Origin of the sequence: Mucilaginibacter gossypiicola, assembly GCF_900110105.1 — a bacterium.
GTDB lineage: Bacteria > Bacteroidota > Bacteroidia > Sphingobacteriales > Sphingobacteriaceae > Mucilaginibacter > Mucilaginibacter gossypiicola.
Map to the genome: position 1 here is coordinate 227,037 of NZ_FOCL01000009.1, position 16,825 is coordinate 243,861.

15 protein-coding genes and 2 tRNA genes are annotated in these 16,825 nt (G+C 41.1%); 8 read left to right on the forward strand and 9 right to left on the reverse strand.

The annotated features are described in order from the left end of the window. Positions 1 to 6: 6 nt before the first annotated feature. Complete coding sequence (locus tag BMX50_RS25825) at positions 7 to 288, reverse strand: DUF427 domain-containing protein (protein ID WP_091216863.1); 282 nt, start codon at positions 286 to 288, stop codon at positions 7 to 9. 196 nt (positions 289 to 484) lie between these two features. Here BMX50_RS25825 and BMX50_RS25830 point away from each other — a divergent pair. The 3 genes from BMX50_RS25830 to BMX50_RS25840 all read left to right on the forward strand — a co-directional run bounded on the left by BMX50_RS25830 (position 485) and on the right by BMX50_RS25840 (position 1,315). After that, positions 485 to 559: transfer RNA gene (locus tag BMX50_RS25830), tRNA-Glu, on the forward strand. Positions 560 to 678: 119 nt separating this feature from the next. Continuing rightward, positions 679 to 750: transfer RNA gene (locus BMX50_RS25835), tRNA-Glu, on the forward strand. Positions 751 to 826: 76 nt separating this feature from the next. Further along, complete coding sequence (locus BMX50_RS25840) at positions 827 to 1,315, forward strand: hypothetical protein (protein ID WP_091216866.1); 489 nt, start codon at positions 827 to 829, stop codon at positions 1,313 to 1,315. A 96-nt stretch (positions 1,316 to 1,411) separates the two neighbouring features. On the opposite strand, the gene BMX50_RS25845 is transcribed toward BMX50_RS25840, so the two are convergent. Both BMX50_RS25845 and BMX50_RS25850 read right to left on the reverse strand, forming a co-directional pair. Beyond that, entirely contained in the window at positions 1,412 to 2,392 is a 981-nt protein-coding gene (locus tag BMX50_RS25845) for a hypothetical protein (protein WP_091216869.1), read from the reverse strand. 146 nt (positions 2,393 to 2,538) lie between these two features. Then, entirely contained in the window at positions 2,539 to 3,429 is an 891-nt protein-coding gene (locus BMX50_RS25850; RefSeq protein WP_091216871.1) for a winged helix-turn-helix domain-containing protein, read from the reverse strand. A 138-nt stretch (positions 3,430 to 3,567) separates the two neighbouring features. Here BMX50_RS25850 and BMX50_RS25855 point away from each other — a divergent pair, with 138 nt between their 5' ends. Beyond that, on the forward strand, positions 3,568 to 4,716 hold the full coding sequence (locus BMX50_RS25855; RefSeq protein WP_244281103.1) for a ligand-binding sensor domain-containing protein: 1,149 nt from the start codon (positions 3,568 to 3,570) through the stop codon (positions 4,714 to 4,716). Positions 4,717 to 4,873: 157 nt separating this feature from the next. On the opposite strand, the gene BMX50_RS25860 is transcribed toward BMX50_RS25855, so the two are convergent. The 4 genes from BMX50_RS25860 to BMX50_RS25875 form a co-directional block, all read right to left on the reverse strand. Then, complete coding sequence (locus tag BMX50_RS25860) at positions 4,874 to 5,302, reverse strand: VOC family protein (protein ID WP_091216875.1); 429 nt, start codon at positions 5,300 to 5,302, stop codon at positions 4,874 to 4,876. Positions 5,303 to 5,369: 67 nt separating this feature from the next. After that, a complete protein-coding gene (locus BMX50_RS25865) occupies positions 5,370 to 5,870 on the reverse strand; it encodes an SRPBCC family protein (RefSeq protein WP_091216878.1) in 501 nt (166 codons plus the stop codon). Further along, positions 5,867 to 6,187 carry an ArsR/SmtB family transcription factor gene (locus BMX50_RS25870; RefSeq protein ID WP_091216881.1) on the reverse strand — a complete coding sequence of 107 codons (321 nt, stop codon included), beginning with the start codon at positions 6,185 to 6,187 and terminating at the stop codon, positions 5,867 to 5,869. Before BMX50_RS25870 ends, BMX50_RS25865 begins: the two co-directional genes overlap by 4 nt. Positions 6,188 to 6,391: 204 nt before the next feature. Next, positions 6,392 to 8,731, reverse strand: coding sequence for a hypothetical protein (locus BMX50_RS25875; RefSeq protein WP_143065268.1), 2,340 nt, complete (start codon positions 8,729 to 8,731; stop codon positions 6,392 to 6,394). Between the two features lie 284 nt (positions 8,732 to 9,015). Between BMX50_RS25875 and BMX50_RS25880 the strand changes: the two genes are divergently transcribed. From BMX50_RS25880 to BMX50_RS25890, 3 genes are all read left to right on the forward strand, one after another. Then, positions 9,016 to 9,510, forward strand: coding sequence for a hypothetical protein (locus BMX50_RS25880; RefSeq protein ID WP_091216889.1), 495 nt, complete (start codon positions 9,016 to 9,018; stop codon positions 9,508 to 9,510). 202 nt (positions 9,511 to 9,712) lie between these two features. Next, positions 9,713 to 10,588, forward strand: a complete 876-nt coding sequence (locus tag BMX50_RS25885; RefSeq protein ID WP_208864799.1) for an alpha/beta fold hydrolase — start codon at positions 9,713 to 9,715, stop codon at positions 10,586 to 10,588. 104 nt (positions 10,589 to 10,692) lie between these two features. After that, positions 10,693 to 11,262: a dihydrofolate reductase family protein gene (locus BMX50_RS25890; protein WP_091216893.1), complete on the forward strand. Its 570-nt coding sequence runs from the start codon at positions 10,693 to 10,695 to the stop codon at positions 11,260 to 11,262. A gap of 167 nt (positions 11,263 to 11,429) precedes the next feature. Here BMX50_RS25890 and BMX50_RS25895 read toward each other — a convergent pair whose 3' ends face one another. Continuing rightward, positions 11,430 to 11,678 carry a hypothetical protein gene (locus tag BMX50_RS25895; RefSeq protein ID WP_091217032.1) on the reverse strand — a complete coding sequence of 83 codons (249 nt, stop codon included), beginning with the start codon at positions 11,676 to 11,678 and terminating at the stop codon, positions 11,430 to 11,432. A 255-nt stretch (positions 11,679 to 11,933) separates the two neighbouring features. Here BMX50_RS25895 and BMX50_RS25900 point away from each other — a divergent pair, with 255 nt between their 5' ends. After that, positions 11,934 to 12,221, forward strand: a complete 288-nt coding sequence (locus BMX50_RS25900; protein WP_091216896.1) for a hypothetical protein — start codon at positions 11,934 to 11,936, stop codon at positions 12,219 to 12,221. Positions 12,222 to 12,644: 423 nt separating this feature from the next. On the opposite strand, the gene BMX50_RS25905 is transcribed toward BMX50_RS25900, so the two are convergent. Then, complete coding sequence (locus tag BMX50_RS25905) at positions 12,645 to 16,301, reverse strand: ABC transporter permease (protein ID WP_091216901.1); 3,657 nt, start codon at positions 16,299 to 16,301, stop codon at positions 12,645 to 12,647. Positions 16,302 to 16,825 lie beyond the last annotated feature (524 nt).

A 16,825-nucleotide genomic window follows, 5' to 3' on the forward strand; every position in this document is an offset into this window, starting at 1 on the left:
GTTTTCTTATTCGGTAATTTTTACACCTTTCCAAAACGCCACATAGTTGGTAATGTTTTTTGCAGCCTCCTTAGGTTCGGGATAATACCAGGCAGCATCCTGGTTTTCTTTTCCATCAACTTCGAGCGAATAATATGATGCCAACCCTTTCCAGGGGCAGGTGGTATGTACATCAGAGGCTTTAAGATACTCGCCCTTAACACTTTCTTTAGGGAAATAATGATTATTTTCAACAACAATAGTGTCATTGCTTTCGGCAATGACCTGGTTATTCCAGATAGCTTTCATAAAAAGATGATTGATTTATGGAATAAAGATAGCCTTAACCCAACAAAGTTTGCAACCCTAATCTTGATTTTTTATTTTATCCAATTGATATACAATGTCTTTCATAAAAACTTCAGCTTTTTTTTACTATTTATTTTAATTTTATCATTTAAACTCTATCTTTGCAATCCCAAATCAAGGGAAATAAAATAAAGAAGGCCCGTTCGTCTAGGGGTTAGGACAGGAGATTTTCATTCTTCAAACAGGGGTTCGATTCCCCTACGGGCTACCAGGACACGAAACCTCAAATCGAAAGATCTGGGGTTTTTTAATATCTTAACCGTTGCTGACATTAACAAGCGTCCGGTTAAGCAACCATACGATCCCAGCCATGGGAAACAAAATAAAAATGGCCCGTTCGTCTAGGGGTTAGGACAGGAGATTTTCATTCTTCAAACAGGGGTTCGATTCCCCTACGGGCTACAGAATTTAAAGCCGCTTTGCTAATACAGAGCGGCTTTTTTATTTTTGGAACCGTTACCTTATTTCAGTAATCCACATGGAGAAGTTTCTTAAAACACCTGATCAAATATCGGCGTTGATGCAGCATTGGTTCCTTTCTTACCATGGTAAGGATAGAAATTTCTTTTCAGGGTCCGAAGTTTTCACTTTTTTTGATCTTATACCTGAAGGTCTTCAACGGGCACTTCTTCAGCGAGCAAGTTTAGATGAACATGAAAAGCCCGTATTCTTACTCAATTGCGGCAATGCCGGATTTGTATTGAATACCACTCATAGATTCATAAGGATCGGCGAATCTGATTTTGATTCTATTTTTTATACAGATTTTATATGGCATAGTGGTTACAAATCAATAAGGATAGAAGGGACGTCAACAGGAATTAAATCAGAAGGATATTTTGCCGAGTTTGGATTAGAAACCCAAACTCGTGAAATTGTATATTGGCTAATCCCATCCGGAAGGGCCGGGTTTGCTTTTTGGAATGTTACAAAAAAGTGTGAGCTTATAGGGCGAAAGTACCTTTAACAGGTTCACTGAAAGCATCGGGCTTTCCTACTTACTACATTTCTTCCATTTCGGGTAATGAATGTTATCGCCTTGCCAAAAGTCTTATTTTCTAAGCTATTTCCGCCGAAATAATCTATTGAAAAACCCTTTCTTATTATTGGAAAACTTCTCGCCATTTTCATCCTGCTTTGAGCCTGTTTGCTGTGAATTATTTTCCGTCGGGTGAAATTGAAATGGCCTTTCGTTGAACGCTTTATACCTGTAACTTTGTTGAGAGACTTCAAAGCCAAACTCAAGAGGCAATGTTCCAATCTTTTTTTGAAATGAGCCATCAAACAAATCAAATTGCACCTGATATTCAAGTCCCAATAAATTTTCTGAGATCGCGTTTTCCATATCAGCCAAATTTTCTGCAGAATCATCAAATATGGTACCTAAAACCTTCAGCCATTGATCATCAATTTTCATAAAGTAGAATTCAAAGAAATTCATTTTTTCTACTACCAGTTCATTTTTCGTAACTGCAATGTGATACGATGGATTTTTACCAAACTCCATATCAAAAGACATCCAAATTGCCGGTAATGTAAAGTTGACAATATCACCTACTATACCTCCTTTTACTCCGGCCTTGCGGGAATAAAAATTTCTGGTGAATGGATGAAAATGCCAGCCCGAATAATCTGCCGATATCTTTTTTAAAATATCCATGTGCGCAGAGTGACCACCGTCATTCTCGTATATTTTCTGCCCGTTTTTAACAACAAATCCATTTGATGAACATTTACCGCCAAAACAGTCTACATGGATAAATGCGATTTCAGCATCGGTAAAACTTTTTGAAAGTTCAATACTGTAATCTCTTAGTTGATTTTCAACTTTATAAATCTTATCTGCTTCGTTATTGAACTGCTCTTGTTTAAATTGAGTAAATGGAACTTCTCTCAGATTATCATTCGTTTGGCAGACAACGCCATGGAATGGAGTGAAAAATTCATGCACATATTGATATCTTAAGTTCTTTGTAAGGGCCTCTATTAAGGCGTCACGATTATTTTCAACTTTAGCAATCAGGTTATAGGTGATATAGCTCATAAAATAATTTCTTTGGGAAAGATTTAGCGCGATTAAGTTACACCTTTTGGCTGTTTAATTATCAAACACCTCGGTAAATATCTCTCCTGCATTATCGCAGATGTCCCGCGCGCGCACAAACAGATAACATAATGAACTCCTTCTACTTAAGCGCTAACTTCAAGCTTATATCCTTTTCCGCGTACAACAACAATCTGGCTATGAGGATCCAATTCCAGCTTTTTTCTGAGTTTTGATATAAACATATCCAGGCTGCGCCCTACAATAACGCCTTGATCTTCCCAAATCTCTTTCTGCAGCCGGTTTCGCTCTATAATTTGGTTGGGAGATAATGCAAAAATAAGCAGCAGGCGCGTTTCGGTACCGGTAAGATCTATAGTCTCCTTATTGATTATCAGCTGCCGCTGCTGCGGATCGAACGAAACCGAGCCAAAAGTGAATATCCCCGTAGACTGCCCTTTATCTGAAGCCCTCTGCGGTTTAACAGATCTCAAAAAGACAAATCCAACAAAGGCCAAAAATGGCAGGCCGCCTAAAAAATATCCGCTCTTTGCAGTAATGATATCCTTGGGTTCAAATTTAATATCAATACTGTAACACGCTGCAGGCTGTATCCTCCCCTTACATGGCACAATATCATTGTTTTTATTTTGAGATATAGCAAAGCCATAAACTATGCTTGCGCCGCCACAGTTCAAAACGCTAACAACATAATCGCTGGCGAGCGGGTCTTGAGCTAACAGCCGCCGGGTGGTGTTCACGAGGTAATCCGGCCGGAAAGTAAGATTCTTTTCAAACCTGATCCGGTATTCATTTTCTGCTATCTTTTCTACCGGGAGCACCCTCGATGTGCTATCGCCCGATTGCAGAAGCAGCTCATGGCCGATCTTGCGGAGCAAAACCTCCCTCCTGGCCATATTAAAATTGTTACTGCCGGCCATACTAAACGCGGCGCAGGTTGCACCGCCAAACAAAAGTAATATCAATCCGCAAAGGTATTTACGTTTCCCGGAGAGGAGGTTTCGGCTGTTCCACATACTATTGAGGTTTTATTTACAAAGTTTACATTTCTATTTACAATCCACATTCCTCAGACCGAAAAACATCAAAGTAGTTTTGGTGAATCAACATTGATATGATCTGAAAAAATTAAGGACACATTTATCACCTGTATTATGAACATAAAAGTAATGAAAAGAGAGATGAAGAACTACACATACGTTTACACCTTGTTCCTGGTGTTTGTTTTTAACACCTTTTGCGACGGACAAAGTAAAACAGACCTACCGAAAGACAATGCCAAGCCCGAAACCAAAGAAGTATCCATTTCTCACGGCCCCAACCGCATCACCCGAAATATCATACAAGATAGAAAAGGCAATATTTGGATTGCTGCATTTGATGGCATTTTCCGGTACGATGGAAAATCTCTTACCAATGTTACCGATAATGTAAGTTCGGCCCGCTTTTTTTCGCTGTTGGAGGATAGCAAGGGAAACCTTTGGTTCGGCTCTATTGGCTCAGGTGTTTATTTTTATGATGGCAAATCTTTTAAAAACTTTACAACCAGGGATGGGCTTGCTAACGATGCTGTTACCAATATTTATGAAGACAAAACCAGTACTATCTGGTTCGGCACCGCAAGTGGCGCAAGCCGTTACAACGGAAAATCTTTTCAAAATTTTAAAATAAAAGAAGTGCCGCTCCCAACTGATGCTGATTCTGTGCATGTGTCGGTTTACCAGCATACGCTCTCAGAAAATCATTGGACGCATAATGATATCAATATGATTATTGAAGACAAAAACGGGAAATTCTGGTTCGCTACCAGGGGCTATGCCCGCATTTATGACGGAAAAACATTTACTACTTTAACTCATGATGGCAAACCTTTTACAAATGTCCGTTCCATAATCGAAGATAAGAAGGGAAATATCTGGCTTGGAGGCAATGATGGCCTTTGGCGCTACGATGGCCGCACGTTTACCAATTTCACACAAAGTTTTGTTGGTTATGTATACGAAGACAGAGAAGGCAATATTTGGACCAGCTCGCAAGAAAACTCCCAGGCTGTTTTTAAACAGGGTAATGTCTTTACAAATATAACAGGAAGCCCCAAAAGTACCTGGGCACTTTCCCGTTATGACGGAAAGTCGTTGTCTGATAAACAGCCAACTGCAACCCAAATAAAGTCAAATTTAGGAATGGTTTTCGGAATTTTAGAAGCAAAAGATGGGAGTATCTGGTTTGGTGCCAATGATGGGGTATATCGTTATGATGGCAATACCATTGCCGATTTTAAAAGTAAAGAGGGGCAGAAATAATGTACGGGGCGATATGTAAGGTTTAAGCAACCGGCTTCGAATGCCCCCATGCACAAAAAGGCCGATTAACGAAAGTTGTAATCGGCCTTTTGCTGGATTCTGAAATACGCGGCACGCGTGCATTTTAAATGAGATTTTTCTTCCGTTAAAGTACCCGTTATGATTGAGGATCAAACTCCACAATCCATTCAATACCATATTTATCCCTAAACATACCGGCGTATGTACCCCAGGGGCTGTCGCCAATTGGCCCCTCAACTTCGCCACCTGCCGACAAGCCGTTAAATATTTTGTCGGCTTCTTCACGGCTTTCGGTGCTGGTATATATTTTAGATCTGTTTTCGTTTTCATTTACCCGTCCTGCAAATTCGGGAACATCGTTAGCTATCAGCACATTGTTTTTGCCGAGGGGTAAACCAATGTACATTATTTTGTTTTCTTCACTTTCTGCCACCTGAAATTCAGGGCCTGCCAGGTCCTTGAAGCGAATGATTTTGGTAAACTCTCCGCCAAAAACTGATTTGTAAAAATTGAATGCTTCCTGGGCATTGCCATTGAAGTTGATCCAGGGATTAATTGCTCTCATAATTTTAGTTTTAAATTGTTATGCTTTTTTGTTTATCTCTTCGGTTATTAATAATCGTTTACTCTCGTTATGATTTTTGCGATAAGCTTGCAAACAGAGCGTCCAGGTTTTTCAGCATCAGCATCATTCCTTTAGTGAAACCATCGGTTAAGCGTTCCATTCGTTCAAGCGATTCATTATAAATGGAAATATTCACTGTTGTTATGCCATCTTGTTCGCCGAAATTGTAATCCCATTCGGAGCCAGGCAATTCGGGATTTTCATCTTTATCGGCAAAAGAGTTATATAGTTTAAAATTGGTTTTGGGCGTAATAGACGTATATTTCTGCAGCAGCCAACGTTCTTGTCCGTCGGGGCTTATCATGGCGTAAAACCTTCGTCCCCCAACTTCAAAATTCATGTATTTGGTTTTTGAACGCATTGGTGCGGGTGCAGCCCATTGGTCCAGGATTTCCTGTTTGGTAAATGCATCCCATACCAGGTCAAGTCCGGCATCAAATTCACGGGTTATAAATACTGTTTGCGCTGCTTTATCAACGGTAAAATCAAATAGCAAATCGTTGTTCATATTTTCTGTTTTTTAATTGTTGATAATACTTTGTCGAGCTGATTAAATTGAGTTTCCCAGCTTTGCCTGAATTGGGCTAACCAGTTGTCAAGCTCCTGCATCTTTTTTGCGTTAAAGTGATAATAAATTTCCCTGCCGGAGTGTTCGGGCCTGATCAATTCACATTCGTGCAATACCTTAATGTGCTTCGATACCGCCTGGCGGCTCATATCAAACTTTTCGGCCATTGCATTCGGCGTCAAGGCCTTAATAGCAATTAAAGTTAAAATAGCTCTGCGTGTCGGATCGGCTATGGCTTGAAATATATCTTGTTTCATTTTAAAATGCGCAACTCAAAAGTTGCGTAAATATATATGCAACTTTTGAGTTGCGCAAATTTATTTGAGATTATTTTTGAGAGAGGGTGATTGCCGAGGTTTTAGGATTAGCATATGAGTTAGACATAAAGTTTTCATACTTCAAGCATGGGATTAACACCAGCACGCGTGTGTCAGCCATGAGATTGAACTCCTACCTGTATTTCAAAAAACCTTTTCAATATGTGTTAGCCTGCCATTTGAATTTAGCCCTTCAATCACAAGTTTAAAGCTGTTGGCCAGATCGTTATTATAGAATTGTATCAGATACTCTTTAATTTTCTTGTCGAATATTATATTGGGATTCCAATATAAAGTTTTCCGATAATCCGGGATTGAGAGGTTTACTCCCGTTGCATACCGGGGCGAATAGAATTTCATTACCGGCGAATAACCCCGAAGTGTGGCATATTTGCTTTCCTGGGTATTGAAATCATATCCCTTTCCTTTTTTAGTATAAACAGCAATAACTCCTCCGTATGCACCGAAAATCCCTCCCATTGAGGGGTCATATATCTTAACATAATCAAACTCGGACATTCCAATGTTACGGATATCATATGCCGAACTTTTTCGATTGTTAAGAAAAAAGGTAACAGGGTCCCTCCTCCATATCGCGGTAGGATTAAGTGATGTAGCATTTGATATTTCTAAACCCGGAATTTTCCCTAACAGGTATTGAAAAAGTGAAACAAAATTTTCGGCCTTTTTATCGTTCCCAATATTAAAGTTTTTGGAAATCCCCCCACTGAAGATACCTGATGTATACGCTTCATCAACTTTTTGGTTTTCAGTAAGAGCTTTTGCCTCTATCCTTACTTCTTTCAGTGTTTTAATATTCCTGTTTAAAATATACTCAACTGGTAAACCGGATGAATTTTTACTGCTACCAGCCAGCACGGGAAATTCCTCTTTTAAGTTAAAATTTGATACTGGAATACTGTCAATCAGCCCATTGCTAATAGGGGTTTTATACAAACTTTCCTGTATAGTTTTATCGGTGGTTCTGAAATACAACTTCGCATCGCCATAAAATATCAGGCCATCTTTAAAAAAAGCCCCATACTTATCAGTCTTAAGAGGTACCAAAACAGAGCTCGAATCAGCTGCCTGGATAATAACACTGATGTCGGTATCTGGTAGTCCTTTGGATAATTTTGCCCCTACATTTTTCTCCCCCGCTATCGTCAAATAATTGTGATCAACAAGCGAACCGACCGTTTGCCTCCAGGTTGTATCGGTCCATTGATATTTTCGCCAGCCGTGAGTTAGCATTACCAAATCCAGGGCTCCCGACACACTATCAATTTTGCTTGAAAAATAATAGTAAGGGTTAACGATCTTACCTCTAAGCTCTCCGGTTAAAAGCAGGTTTGAAATGATATTGTCATCCCAGTTAGCACGATTTGCCCAATTATAATCAGATATAGAAACTGAAATATTCGACCTAAGCGTATCTTTAACAGATAACCGAATTTGATTAAGTCCGCGCTTTCGCTTATCTACTGTTGTAAATTTTGTATCTACCTCAAATTCATAGTTTAAATTGTTCACGAAAGTTAAACGCCCGGCTATAGGAACGCTGTCCGCATTCAGCAATTTAATTTCCATTATACCCGTTGGCAAATCCTTCAACGGAATAACACCATTTGCTGCTTCATTTTGCGAGAGGTTAATTTTTGCTCTGTAAATTTGGTATCCTTCAATCGTAGCAACAAGGGTGAGATTTTTATCATTTTCATCCACAAGTTTTGTTCGGTATATGAAAAACTTTTTCCCATCCTTAACATCATTAACGTGTATGGCCACACCCAGATGCTTTCTTTGCGGAAGCGCCGTATAATGGTTTAAACCATCAGCCGTTTTCCATTCGGCAATGTATTCTTTGCCGGCTTCCGGAATCATTGTCATGCTTCCCATACCGTCATGTTGCGTTTTAAAGTCAGCAAGCACCTTACCATCACATTTTACAACACCCCTAACAGCTACAGGCATATCACTATTATCAGTGAAACTAAAGGCAACCAGGGAAGGAAGCCCATCAATCCAATCGCCTCCTTCGGGCAAAAAACGAGGTAATACAGCAGTGGAATCCTGGCTTGTTCTTGATACATTAACTTGCGATACCGTAATCCTTTTAATGTAACCATTACCATTGGTTTCTTTCAAAAAATTCAAAGTATATGCACGGCAATATACATCTTGCAAGCCCTTTGTGTCGGGTAAAATAACACTACCCGAAGCAGTAGATTCATAAATCGGTGCTGTAACCCGTTTTTCCAGATGGCCATTCGGAGTATAAATTTCAAAATAAAAATTCCTGGGTACCTCCTTGATATTTCCTGCCTGAATCAAATAAGCTTTGAACCATACAGTATCGCCGGGTACATAATTGTCACTGTCAAAATGAATGTATATTTTACTGAATTTCTGCCGCTCTTGATAACCCTGCGTTTTCAAACTATCATCTTGTGCAAAACATGGGCAGCATAAAAAATTGATCATTATGATAAATCCGAACATGCCACACAATGCATGTTTTTGATTTTTTTTAAATATTCCGTACTTAGATAAGGTCATCGGCTATAGGTTTTATTAGTTATCTAATATATTGATTTACAACCATTACTAAATCCTCTATTTTATTACTACTTTTAAATCAACTGATTATCATTCCAACAACTATGAGAAGACCGCTACTCCTATTTCCCTGCCTTTTTGCAATTATTTGCGTTGCCTCATGTCGTAAAAGTGATAGTATTACTTCTTCAAAACCGGGTGTCGATTCGATGAAAAAGCCGGTTGTTATCACTCCGCCGCCAATAACATTGGTTGGCCGGTGGGATGTAAGCGCAGAAAAATTCGTGAAATACCGGGATGGCGCAGAAATATCGAATACCACCGGCGCTGCCGCTCCTTATAATTTAGCTTACGTGATTTTTAATAACGACAGCACTTATACCTGTTTGGCGATGGACTGGTACCCGGCACTATCAACATATGGAGTGGTGAAAGACGAAGTTGCCGGAACTTACCGGCTTACCGACAGCAGCTTATTTGTATCATCCTACCTGGCCGGGTTAAATACAATCAGCTATGGCGGCCCACCAAGTTCACCGCCAGCTTTGACACCCGTTTCGGATAAAATGGTGCTTAGGCAGTTTACAGATTCTACCCTCACCGTCCATCACGAGTACGTATTTAATGCAACCGACCCTTCGGCCGGGCCGGTTGGTAATTATAAATATATCTGGGATTTATATTATAGGAAACATGGTCGTTAACCGCTTGTTGTGAATCGCAAGCATATGATTAAGCCAGGCATTGATACGGCGGTGTCGGTGCATGATTGGCTTAAATGGCATCATAATCGCGATATCTTGTCGCGATACACCCCTCAAGTGGTCGCTTTTGCACAGCGCAAAATCCTCATATACCACCGACATTTGTATTGTCAATCAAATCACAATAATTAAATAGCATTTTATGGAAACAGCATTTAAGGGGCCTAATGCCCTCCAACCGGCGTTAATAATTGCAATGCTTTTTTTAACAGTATTTCAATCAAAGGGGCAACAGCTTAAACCTGCCGCCAGTGGTTACGCCCCCGTTAATGGCATAAAAGTTTATTACGAGGTATATGGTGAGGGTAAGCCTATCGTTTTACTGCACGGTGCTTTCTATACCATTGAGATGAACTGGGCACAACTAATACCCGAACTATCAAAAACAAGAAAAGTAATTGCCCTTGAAATGCAGGGACATGGGCACTCGCCATATTCAGACCGAAAATTAGATATTGCTACCCTGGCAAGTGATGTAGATGGGGTAATGGATTTTTTAAAAATTGACAGTGCCGATGTTGCCGGATACAGTATGGGCGGTTCCATAGCTTATCAATTAGCCGTAAAAAGCCCTAAACGGGTAAAAAAATTAGTGATCATTTCTTCTACCTATAAAAGCAGCGGCTGGCTGCCTGTTGTAAACAGCGGGTTTAAAGGATTTAAGCCTGAGTTTTTTAACAATACTCCTCTACATACGGGATATGATGCAGTAGCGCCCGATAAAACAAAATGGATAAAGTTTGTGGAACAGATGATTGCTTTTGCCGGCGTACCCTTTGACGTTGGTGATGCCAATATTGCCAGGATTACTTCACCGGTATTGCTTATCTCGGGCGATAATGACGGCCTGGACAAAGTGGAGCTGGCAAAAACATACCAACTACTGGGAGGTGGCGTAGCTGCAGATCTGGCCCCCATGCCAAAATCGCATTTAGCCATTGTACCGGCGCAGAGCCACGTTGGCCTAATGCAGCAAACAAAAACCATATTGGATCTGCTGAATGGCTTTTTACAATAGCAAACCGCGAGTTTTTCAAATAAGGAGTTTGAGATTTTTCGGGGATTCCATTTTCAAGCAAAGAACATAAATAACAGAGCTATCTATAAACCAATTATAAACAAATGAGAAAAATCAGAATTTTTGAACATATTTCGCTGGATGGCGTGATAGAACATGATGGAGATTACACCTATGGTGCATGGACAACACCGTATCGGAGCCCTGCAGGAGCGGCGGCGCTTTTAGAAGCATACGGATCAAATTTTGACCTGCTGCTTGCCCGTAATACTTACGATATATTTAGTGGTTTTTGGCCTACTGCCGGAGATTTTCCAATGGCGAATGCTATCAATGCCGCAACAAAATACATAGTAACTAACAAACCCGGCAGCTTAGAATGGGGGCCGGTAAAAGGCTTAAGCGGGGATATTGCAGCGGCAATTCGCGATCTCAAATCAACCGATGGCCCCGACCTGATCGTGGTGGGAAGTTCTACCCTGACATCCCTCCTGCTTGACCAGGGGCTGGCCGACGAGGTTGTACTCATCACCTACCCTGTTTTACTGGGTCGGGGCAAACGCTTATTGGCCGACAGCATCGGCGCCCGGGAACTTGCTTTTGTTGATACCAAAAGCACACCTACAGGTTTGCTTATCAATACTTACCGGCACGTTGGTCCGCTCAAATCCTGATACTTCACTTCTAAAAACTTGTTCGGGAGGTTTTCCTTACGGCATGATGCTGCTTTGCGAAAGTAAAGCAGCTTTTGTATTTTACACCAATCAGAATGCCATGCCTATGTAAGGAACAGGCATTCGATAAATATCTTCTTGTATTTCCGGTGATTTTCAGCCATCTCCTAATTTAAATTCCTCTCTTTTAACAGGCCTTCCAAGGCTTTATTTCTGGCTTTATTTTTAGCAGCTATTGGTATATAGATAATGGGAAGAAAAGTTAATAAACCAAACCCATTTCTTACGGTACTATAAACAGCAACCCCAATCAAAAAACCAAAGATCGCAGCATCGAAAATCTTGCTGGATTTGATCTTTTTTGCTTCCTGTAATAATTCTTCGTTTGATAATTCTGTTAATTCTTTTTGCTTCATTTTGTGTGATAATTTTTGATAGTTAAGCTGCAGGCTATTTTGCAAAGAAAAAAGTTTTTGTTCTACTGGTTTTAGAAACCGCGATATTAAATTCAAAAACCTCAACCTTTCCCCAAAAGGATTTTGAAGACTCCGTTAAGCGCAATAAGATCATATATTTTTCTTGCTGCTACCCATGTTTACAAACCTATTATTGCTGTCAATCTCATACATAAATCGCGTTTAAGGCTTATTTTTGAAAAAAATTATTGCCCGATGAAAACTTTAGCCGAATTTAAAGCGTCATTAAATTCAGAACAGCCTGTTAGCGGGCTCACCGCCCAGTTAAAAAGCCTTTGGTATGATGGCAAAGGCAATTGGCATCAAGCCCATGCACAGGTTGATCACCTGGATGATCGGGCATCGGCCTGGGTACATGCCTACCTGCACCGTAAAGAAGGTGACATCTGGAATGCCGATTACTGGTACAGCAAAGCAAGGCAAACCCGGCCGGATATCTCTTTGGATGAGGAATGGGAACAATTGGTAGTTGAGTTTTTATAGGGATGATTATGTTACCTCAGGGGTCTAAACATCTACCAGGATATGCAGAACAGCAAATCAGCATGACGTATACATCAGGGTCCTCTACGAGTTTAAGTTAACCCACAAAATTGCTCGTCGCTTAACGGTAAGACGTCGTGTTTTGCCCCTCTGGGGCAAAGGGCATTTCTATAATTTTTAGGCTACAAACCTTTTGCACCTCTGGTGCATCTGTCCTTAAGAACCTCTCTATTAATATCTATTTATTAACCAATAAAAATCCCCCAGAGGGGGAATAGGTTTGTAGAAATAACGTCCCTCCCCTTACCCGAACCCCAGAGGGGTTCAACTCGCGCTGATTAATCAATCGGCAATAATCATTTTGAGGGTTAACTTAAACTCACAGAGGACCCTGAGGGGAACATTGTTGCGTTTCCTGCTGCTTTACTCGCTCCTCAAACTTTTTACAGGGTTAGCCAATGCCGCTGTTACAGCCTTGTAGCCTACGCTTATCCAGGCAATGGCCACCGATGCTGCTATTGCCACAATAAATATATCGGGCCCAATGCTGATCCTGTAAGTATATTCCTGCAGCCATTTATGCATAAAATAATAACCAATAGGGGCTGATATGGCAAATGCAATGATAATAAGCACCGTAAATTCTTTTGAAAACAAATACACTATATGCCCAACAGAAGCACCTAAGGTTTTACGTATGCCCACTTCTTTTGTCCGTTGTAGTGCCATAAATGATACAAGGCCATACAAGCCAAGGCACGAAATAAATATGGCTATACCGGCGAATATTTTATAGAGTGTAGCCAATTCATCTTCGTTCCTGTAGAAATCGGCTACCGTTTTATCAAGGAATTGATATTCATACACTCCCTCCGGGAACGTTTTGTTCCATAAAGCTTCAACATTCTCAAGGGTTTGCCTTACATTTTGAGGCTGGATCTTGATATTCAACTTCGAATATTGTGACTTCCATGCTCCCATCAACACCGGCGGGATAGCACCACGCAATGAGCTAACATTATAATCCTTTACTACACCGGTAATCCGGGCCTTCAAACTGTTGTTATTCCATAACATGATATTTTTGCCTATGGCTTCCTTGGGGTTGGTAATACCAAGTTTATGGATCAAGGTTTCATTAACAACATAACCGGCTATTGTATCAGTTTTTTTGTACGGGCCACCGGCTACAAACTGGATGCCATACAACCTAAAATAGTCTGCATCGGCCCATTTCAGGCAGGCGCCAAAATCAACCTGTTTGGCCGAATTGTTAAATTTAAAATCGCTGAACCATCCGCTGTTATCAGATGGAGCGTATAAACTGGCACTTACATCCTTAATTCCCGGCTGCTGCAAAAGCTGATCTTTTAAAGCACTTACCCTCGCCCGGCTGATGCTGTCGCCCGGAAAAGGAATGGTAATTACAGCATCTTTATTAAACCCAAGCGATTTATTTTTAAAATAATTCATCTGGTAAATTAATACAAGGGTACCTATCACCAGAAATTGCGCTATACAGAATTGTGCTGCCACCAGCACCCGTCGTAAGGAAATTCCGCTCGCGCGTCCGGCGTCGATCTTGTTTCTCAACGCTTCCATCGGGTTAAATCCGGATAATACCAGTGCAGGGTAGAACCCGGCCAGAAAAGTAACCCCAACAACCACTCCTGCCAAAAACAAAACCACCGTTGGGTTTGCCAGGAAACCTCCGCTTATCTGCACCTCAAGCAGGCTATTCAACATTGGCAAAGCGATGAGTGCAATTATTGAAGCCAGTACAACAGCAAATAAAGTAATGATCAACGTTTCGGTGATGAACTGCAGCACCAGCTGGTACCGGTTACTCCCTAACACTTTGCGTATCCCCACCTCTTTTGAACGGTTTACGGCCTGGGCAGTAGCGAGGTTGATAAAGTTAACGCAGGCAATGATCAGCAGGAATAAGCCAATTAAACTGATAACATTAATCAACTGCTTACTGAACGGATGCTTTATGTACAAGCCAACCTCGGTGTTATAATGCATATCTTTCAGGGCTTGTAATTGAAAGATCTCATTTTTATTGTAAGGCGCAGGGATGCGTTTTTTTGCAAGCGACGCAAGCCCGGTATTAAGCTGTTTTTCGTCCATGCCGGGAGGCAAAACAATATAACAGTTCCTGTCGCCGAAGGTACTTATCCAATCCTGGGCATTGCCGCTAAGGTCCCCGTCTTTTTCAATAAGCGTAACCCAGGAGACAGCCAGTTTCATCGGAAAATCAGTATTGACCGGGGTATCCTCAAATATACCGGTCACTTTAAGATCGCGCCTGTTTTCGTAACGCACTGTTTTCCCCATGGCAGTATGCCAATCACCAAAAAATTTATCGGCTTCGTCACGGGATAATGCAATAGTTTTAGGCTCCGATAAAGCAGTATTTTTATCGCCGGCCAGCCATTTGATATTAAAAATCTGAAAAAAGCCGGGATCTGCATAATAAGCCAGATCTTCCTTAAACTTCTTCACCGTACCGCCATCATTACCTGTATGTACAGCATAGTGCGAGCCATCGTTCAGCATAACGTTAGCTACTTGCTTTATTTGCGGAAAGTCAAGTTTTAATCCCTCTGCCAGCGGCAACGGAGTTCCTGAGCCGGCATGCGTACCATCGGGACCACTATTTACCGTTACGATACGATAGATGCGGTCTTTATTGGCATGAAAGCTATCGAAACTTGTTTCAAACTGAATAACCAGAAATATGAGCAGACAGGCAGCTATGCCAATTGCCAAACCGGCGATATTGATAGTTGCATAGCTCCTGTTGCGCATGAGGTTGCGCCAGGCGATTTTAAAGTAATTTTTGAACATTGCTTTGCGATTTGGTTTCTTAACGGTCCACATTGGAGCCGCTTCCTGGTACGAAATTACCGTCGCAAAACGGGGCGGGCGTTCCATCTTATAATATGGTCGCTCTTTTTTTAGTTCAAGTTTATATTCTGCCGGGCTTTTACCGGTCATTTGTTTAAAAGTACGGTTAAAGGTAGTTTTTGAATTAAAGCCCGATTCAAATGCAATGCCGAGCAGGGTTAAATGATCATAAGCCGGGTCCTGCATTTTTTGGACTACCTCTGCAACACGGTATTCATTAATAAAATCATTAAAGCTTTTTTTGAGCACTGTGTTAATTATCCGTGATAGTTCGTTGGGGTGCAAATCGAGCTTTTCGGCCAGTGAACGTAAATTAATCTCTGGATCCAGGTAATAGAGATTTACCCTCACTACTTTTTTTAGCCAGGCCCCCTTCTGCTTTGACTCTGGCGGCAGTGACGGTTTAAAAGCTTGCGGTATAGCCGGAATTAATCCGGCTTCCTGTTTTGAAAAAACGATGACTCCCATCCGGATAATCTGTATCGCTAAAAGGATAAATAAGGGATAATAGGCCTGAATACCCAATTGATGGCGATAATAAGAATAATCTATACCGGCAACAATTACCCAGCAAATCCATAAAATGCCTAAACCGATAAGCAGATGTTGCAGCCACTTCATTTCATACCGGTACCGGTCGCCATTATTAAATTTCAGGCGCCGGTAAAAATTTGCTATCAGGCGGTGCGCTGCATAGAGGTAAATTACAACCGAGATAAGTGCCAGTACCTGCAGAACAAGGCCAAACTGCCGAAAAGCCTGTGTTTCGTAGGTGGGCTTGCCGGTTTCAATACTCTGTTTGATCCAGAGAAGCTGAACGCCCAGTTCGAATAAAAGTGGGATGAGATGCAGCAAATCCTTTAACCGGAATTTATATTGCGGCCCTGTTGTTTTAAGCACGTAAAAGTAGATGAGCGGACCAATAGCCAGTGAAAATTGCATCGGCAACCGGCTCCAATTGGGGATATAAGCTGTCAGGTGAATATCAATGGCCAGTATCCGGGCTATGTACAAAACGACAGCTAACAGCGCCAGGGCCAGAAACCGGTTTGCAGCCCTGTTTAGCTTTTGGGTAAACCATAAAAGCATAGCGAAGCCAGCTCCAAGGAAGATAACTCCCAAAAAAGCAAGATCATAAGCGTTGATATGAAACGTATAAGTTTTCAATTTACTTAGATGACTCAATCCCTGTTCCAAATTTATAATCTATTGATATATAAAAAACTACATGTTTTTCTTTCCCCACACTGTAATACAACCGAACATATAGCTGTCCGCTTTCGGGATAGCCAATATATCCGCCAACGTCATTGCGAGGTACGAAGCAATCCCTTACTTTACAGGGCGGCCTTGCACAACCTCTCTGCTTGTTCGCGATTGCTTCGTACCTCGCAATGACGATTTTCCTTTTTAAATAACCTTTTACCAGTTGTTTAAACTTTTGATGATACCCATTTAGCACACCTATGTTCTTAGAGACTGTTTAAAAACGATAGTTTTGAATGTAGAGACGCATAATTGCGTCTTACGCTTGCAATTTACGGCAGTAGTGACGCTCTTGAAATCGGCTTGTCCTCCGGGAGACGCAATTATGCGTCTCTACAAAAATACTTTCTCTCATTTTTAAACAGCTTGTTAAGAGAATTCATTAAATCTACGGATAACCTTATTTCAAAACCAGTCTCTCCCTG

Excerpts from the sequence above, each read along its gene's own strand:
- BMX50_RS25870 (WP_091216881.1), bottom strand. The coding sequence starts at position 6,187 with ATGAAACAAGATATATTTCAAGCCATAGCCGATCCGACACGCAGAGCT.
- BMX50_RS25855 (WP_244281103.1), top strand. The coding sequence starts at position 3,568 with ATGAACATAAAAGTAATGAAAAGAGAGATGAAGAACTACACATACGTT.
- BMX50_RS25865 (WP_091216878.1), bottom strand. The coding sequence starts at position 5,870 with ATGAACAACGATTTGCTATTTGATTTTACCGTTGATAAAGCAGCGCAA.
- BMX50_RS25845 (WP_091216869.1), bottom strand. The coding sequence starts at position 2,392 with ATGAGCTATATCACCTATAACCTGATTGCTAAAGTTGAAAATAATCGT.
- BMX50_RS25875 (WP_143065268.1), bottom strand. The coding sequence starts at position 8,731 with ATGATCAATTTTTTATGCTGCCCATGTTTTGCACAAGATGATAGTTTG.
- BMX50_RS25885 (WP_208864799.1), top strand. The coding sequence starts at position 9,713 with ATGGAAACAGCATTTAAGGGGCCTAATGCCCTCCAACCGGCGTTAATA.
- BMX50_RS25860 (WP_091216875.1), bottom strand. The coding sequence starts at position 5,302 with ATGAGAGCAATTAATCCCTGGATCAACTTCAATGGCAATGCCCAGGAA.
- BMX50_RS25850 (WP_091216871.1), bottom strand. The coding sequence starts at position 3,429 with ATGTGGAACAGCCGAAACCTCCTCTCCGGGAAACGTAAATACCTTTGC.
- BMX50_RS25825 (WP_091216863.1), bottom strand. The coding sequence starts at position 288 with ATGAAAGCTATCTGGAATAACCAGGTCATTGCCGAAAGCAATGACACT.
- BMX50_RS25895 (WP_091217032.1), bottom strand. The coding sequence starts at position 11,678 with ATGAAGCAAAAAGAATTAACAGAATTATCAAACGAAGAATTATTACAG.
- BMX50_RS25880 (WP_091216889.1), top strand. The coding sequence starts at position 9,016 with ATGAAAAAGCCGGTTGTTATCACTCCGCCGCCAATAACATTGGTTGGC.
- BMX50_RS25840 (WP_091216866.1), top strand. The coding sequence starts at position 827 with ATGGAGAAGTTTCTTAAAACACCTGATCAAATATCGGCGTTGATGCAG.
- BMX50_RS25900 (WP_091216896.1), top strand. The coding sequence starts at position 11,934 with ATGAAAACTTTAGCCGAATTTAAAGCGTCATTAAATTCAGAACAGCCT.
- BMX50_RS25890 (WP_091216893.1), top strand. The coding sequence starts at position 10,693 with ATGAGAAAAATCAGAATTTTTGAACATATTTCGCTGGATGGCGTGATA.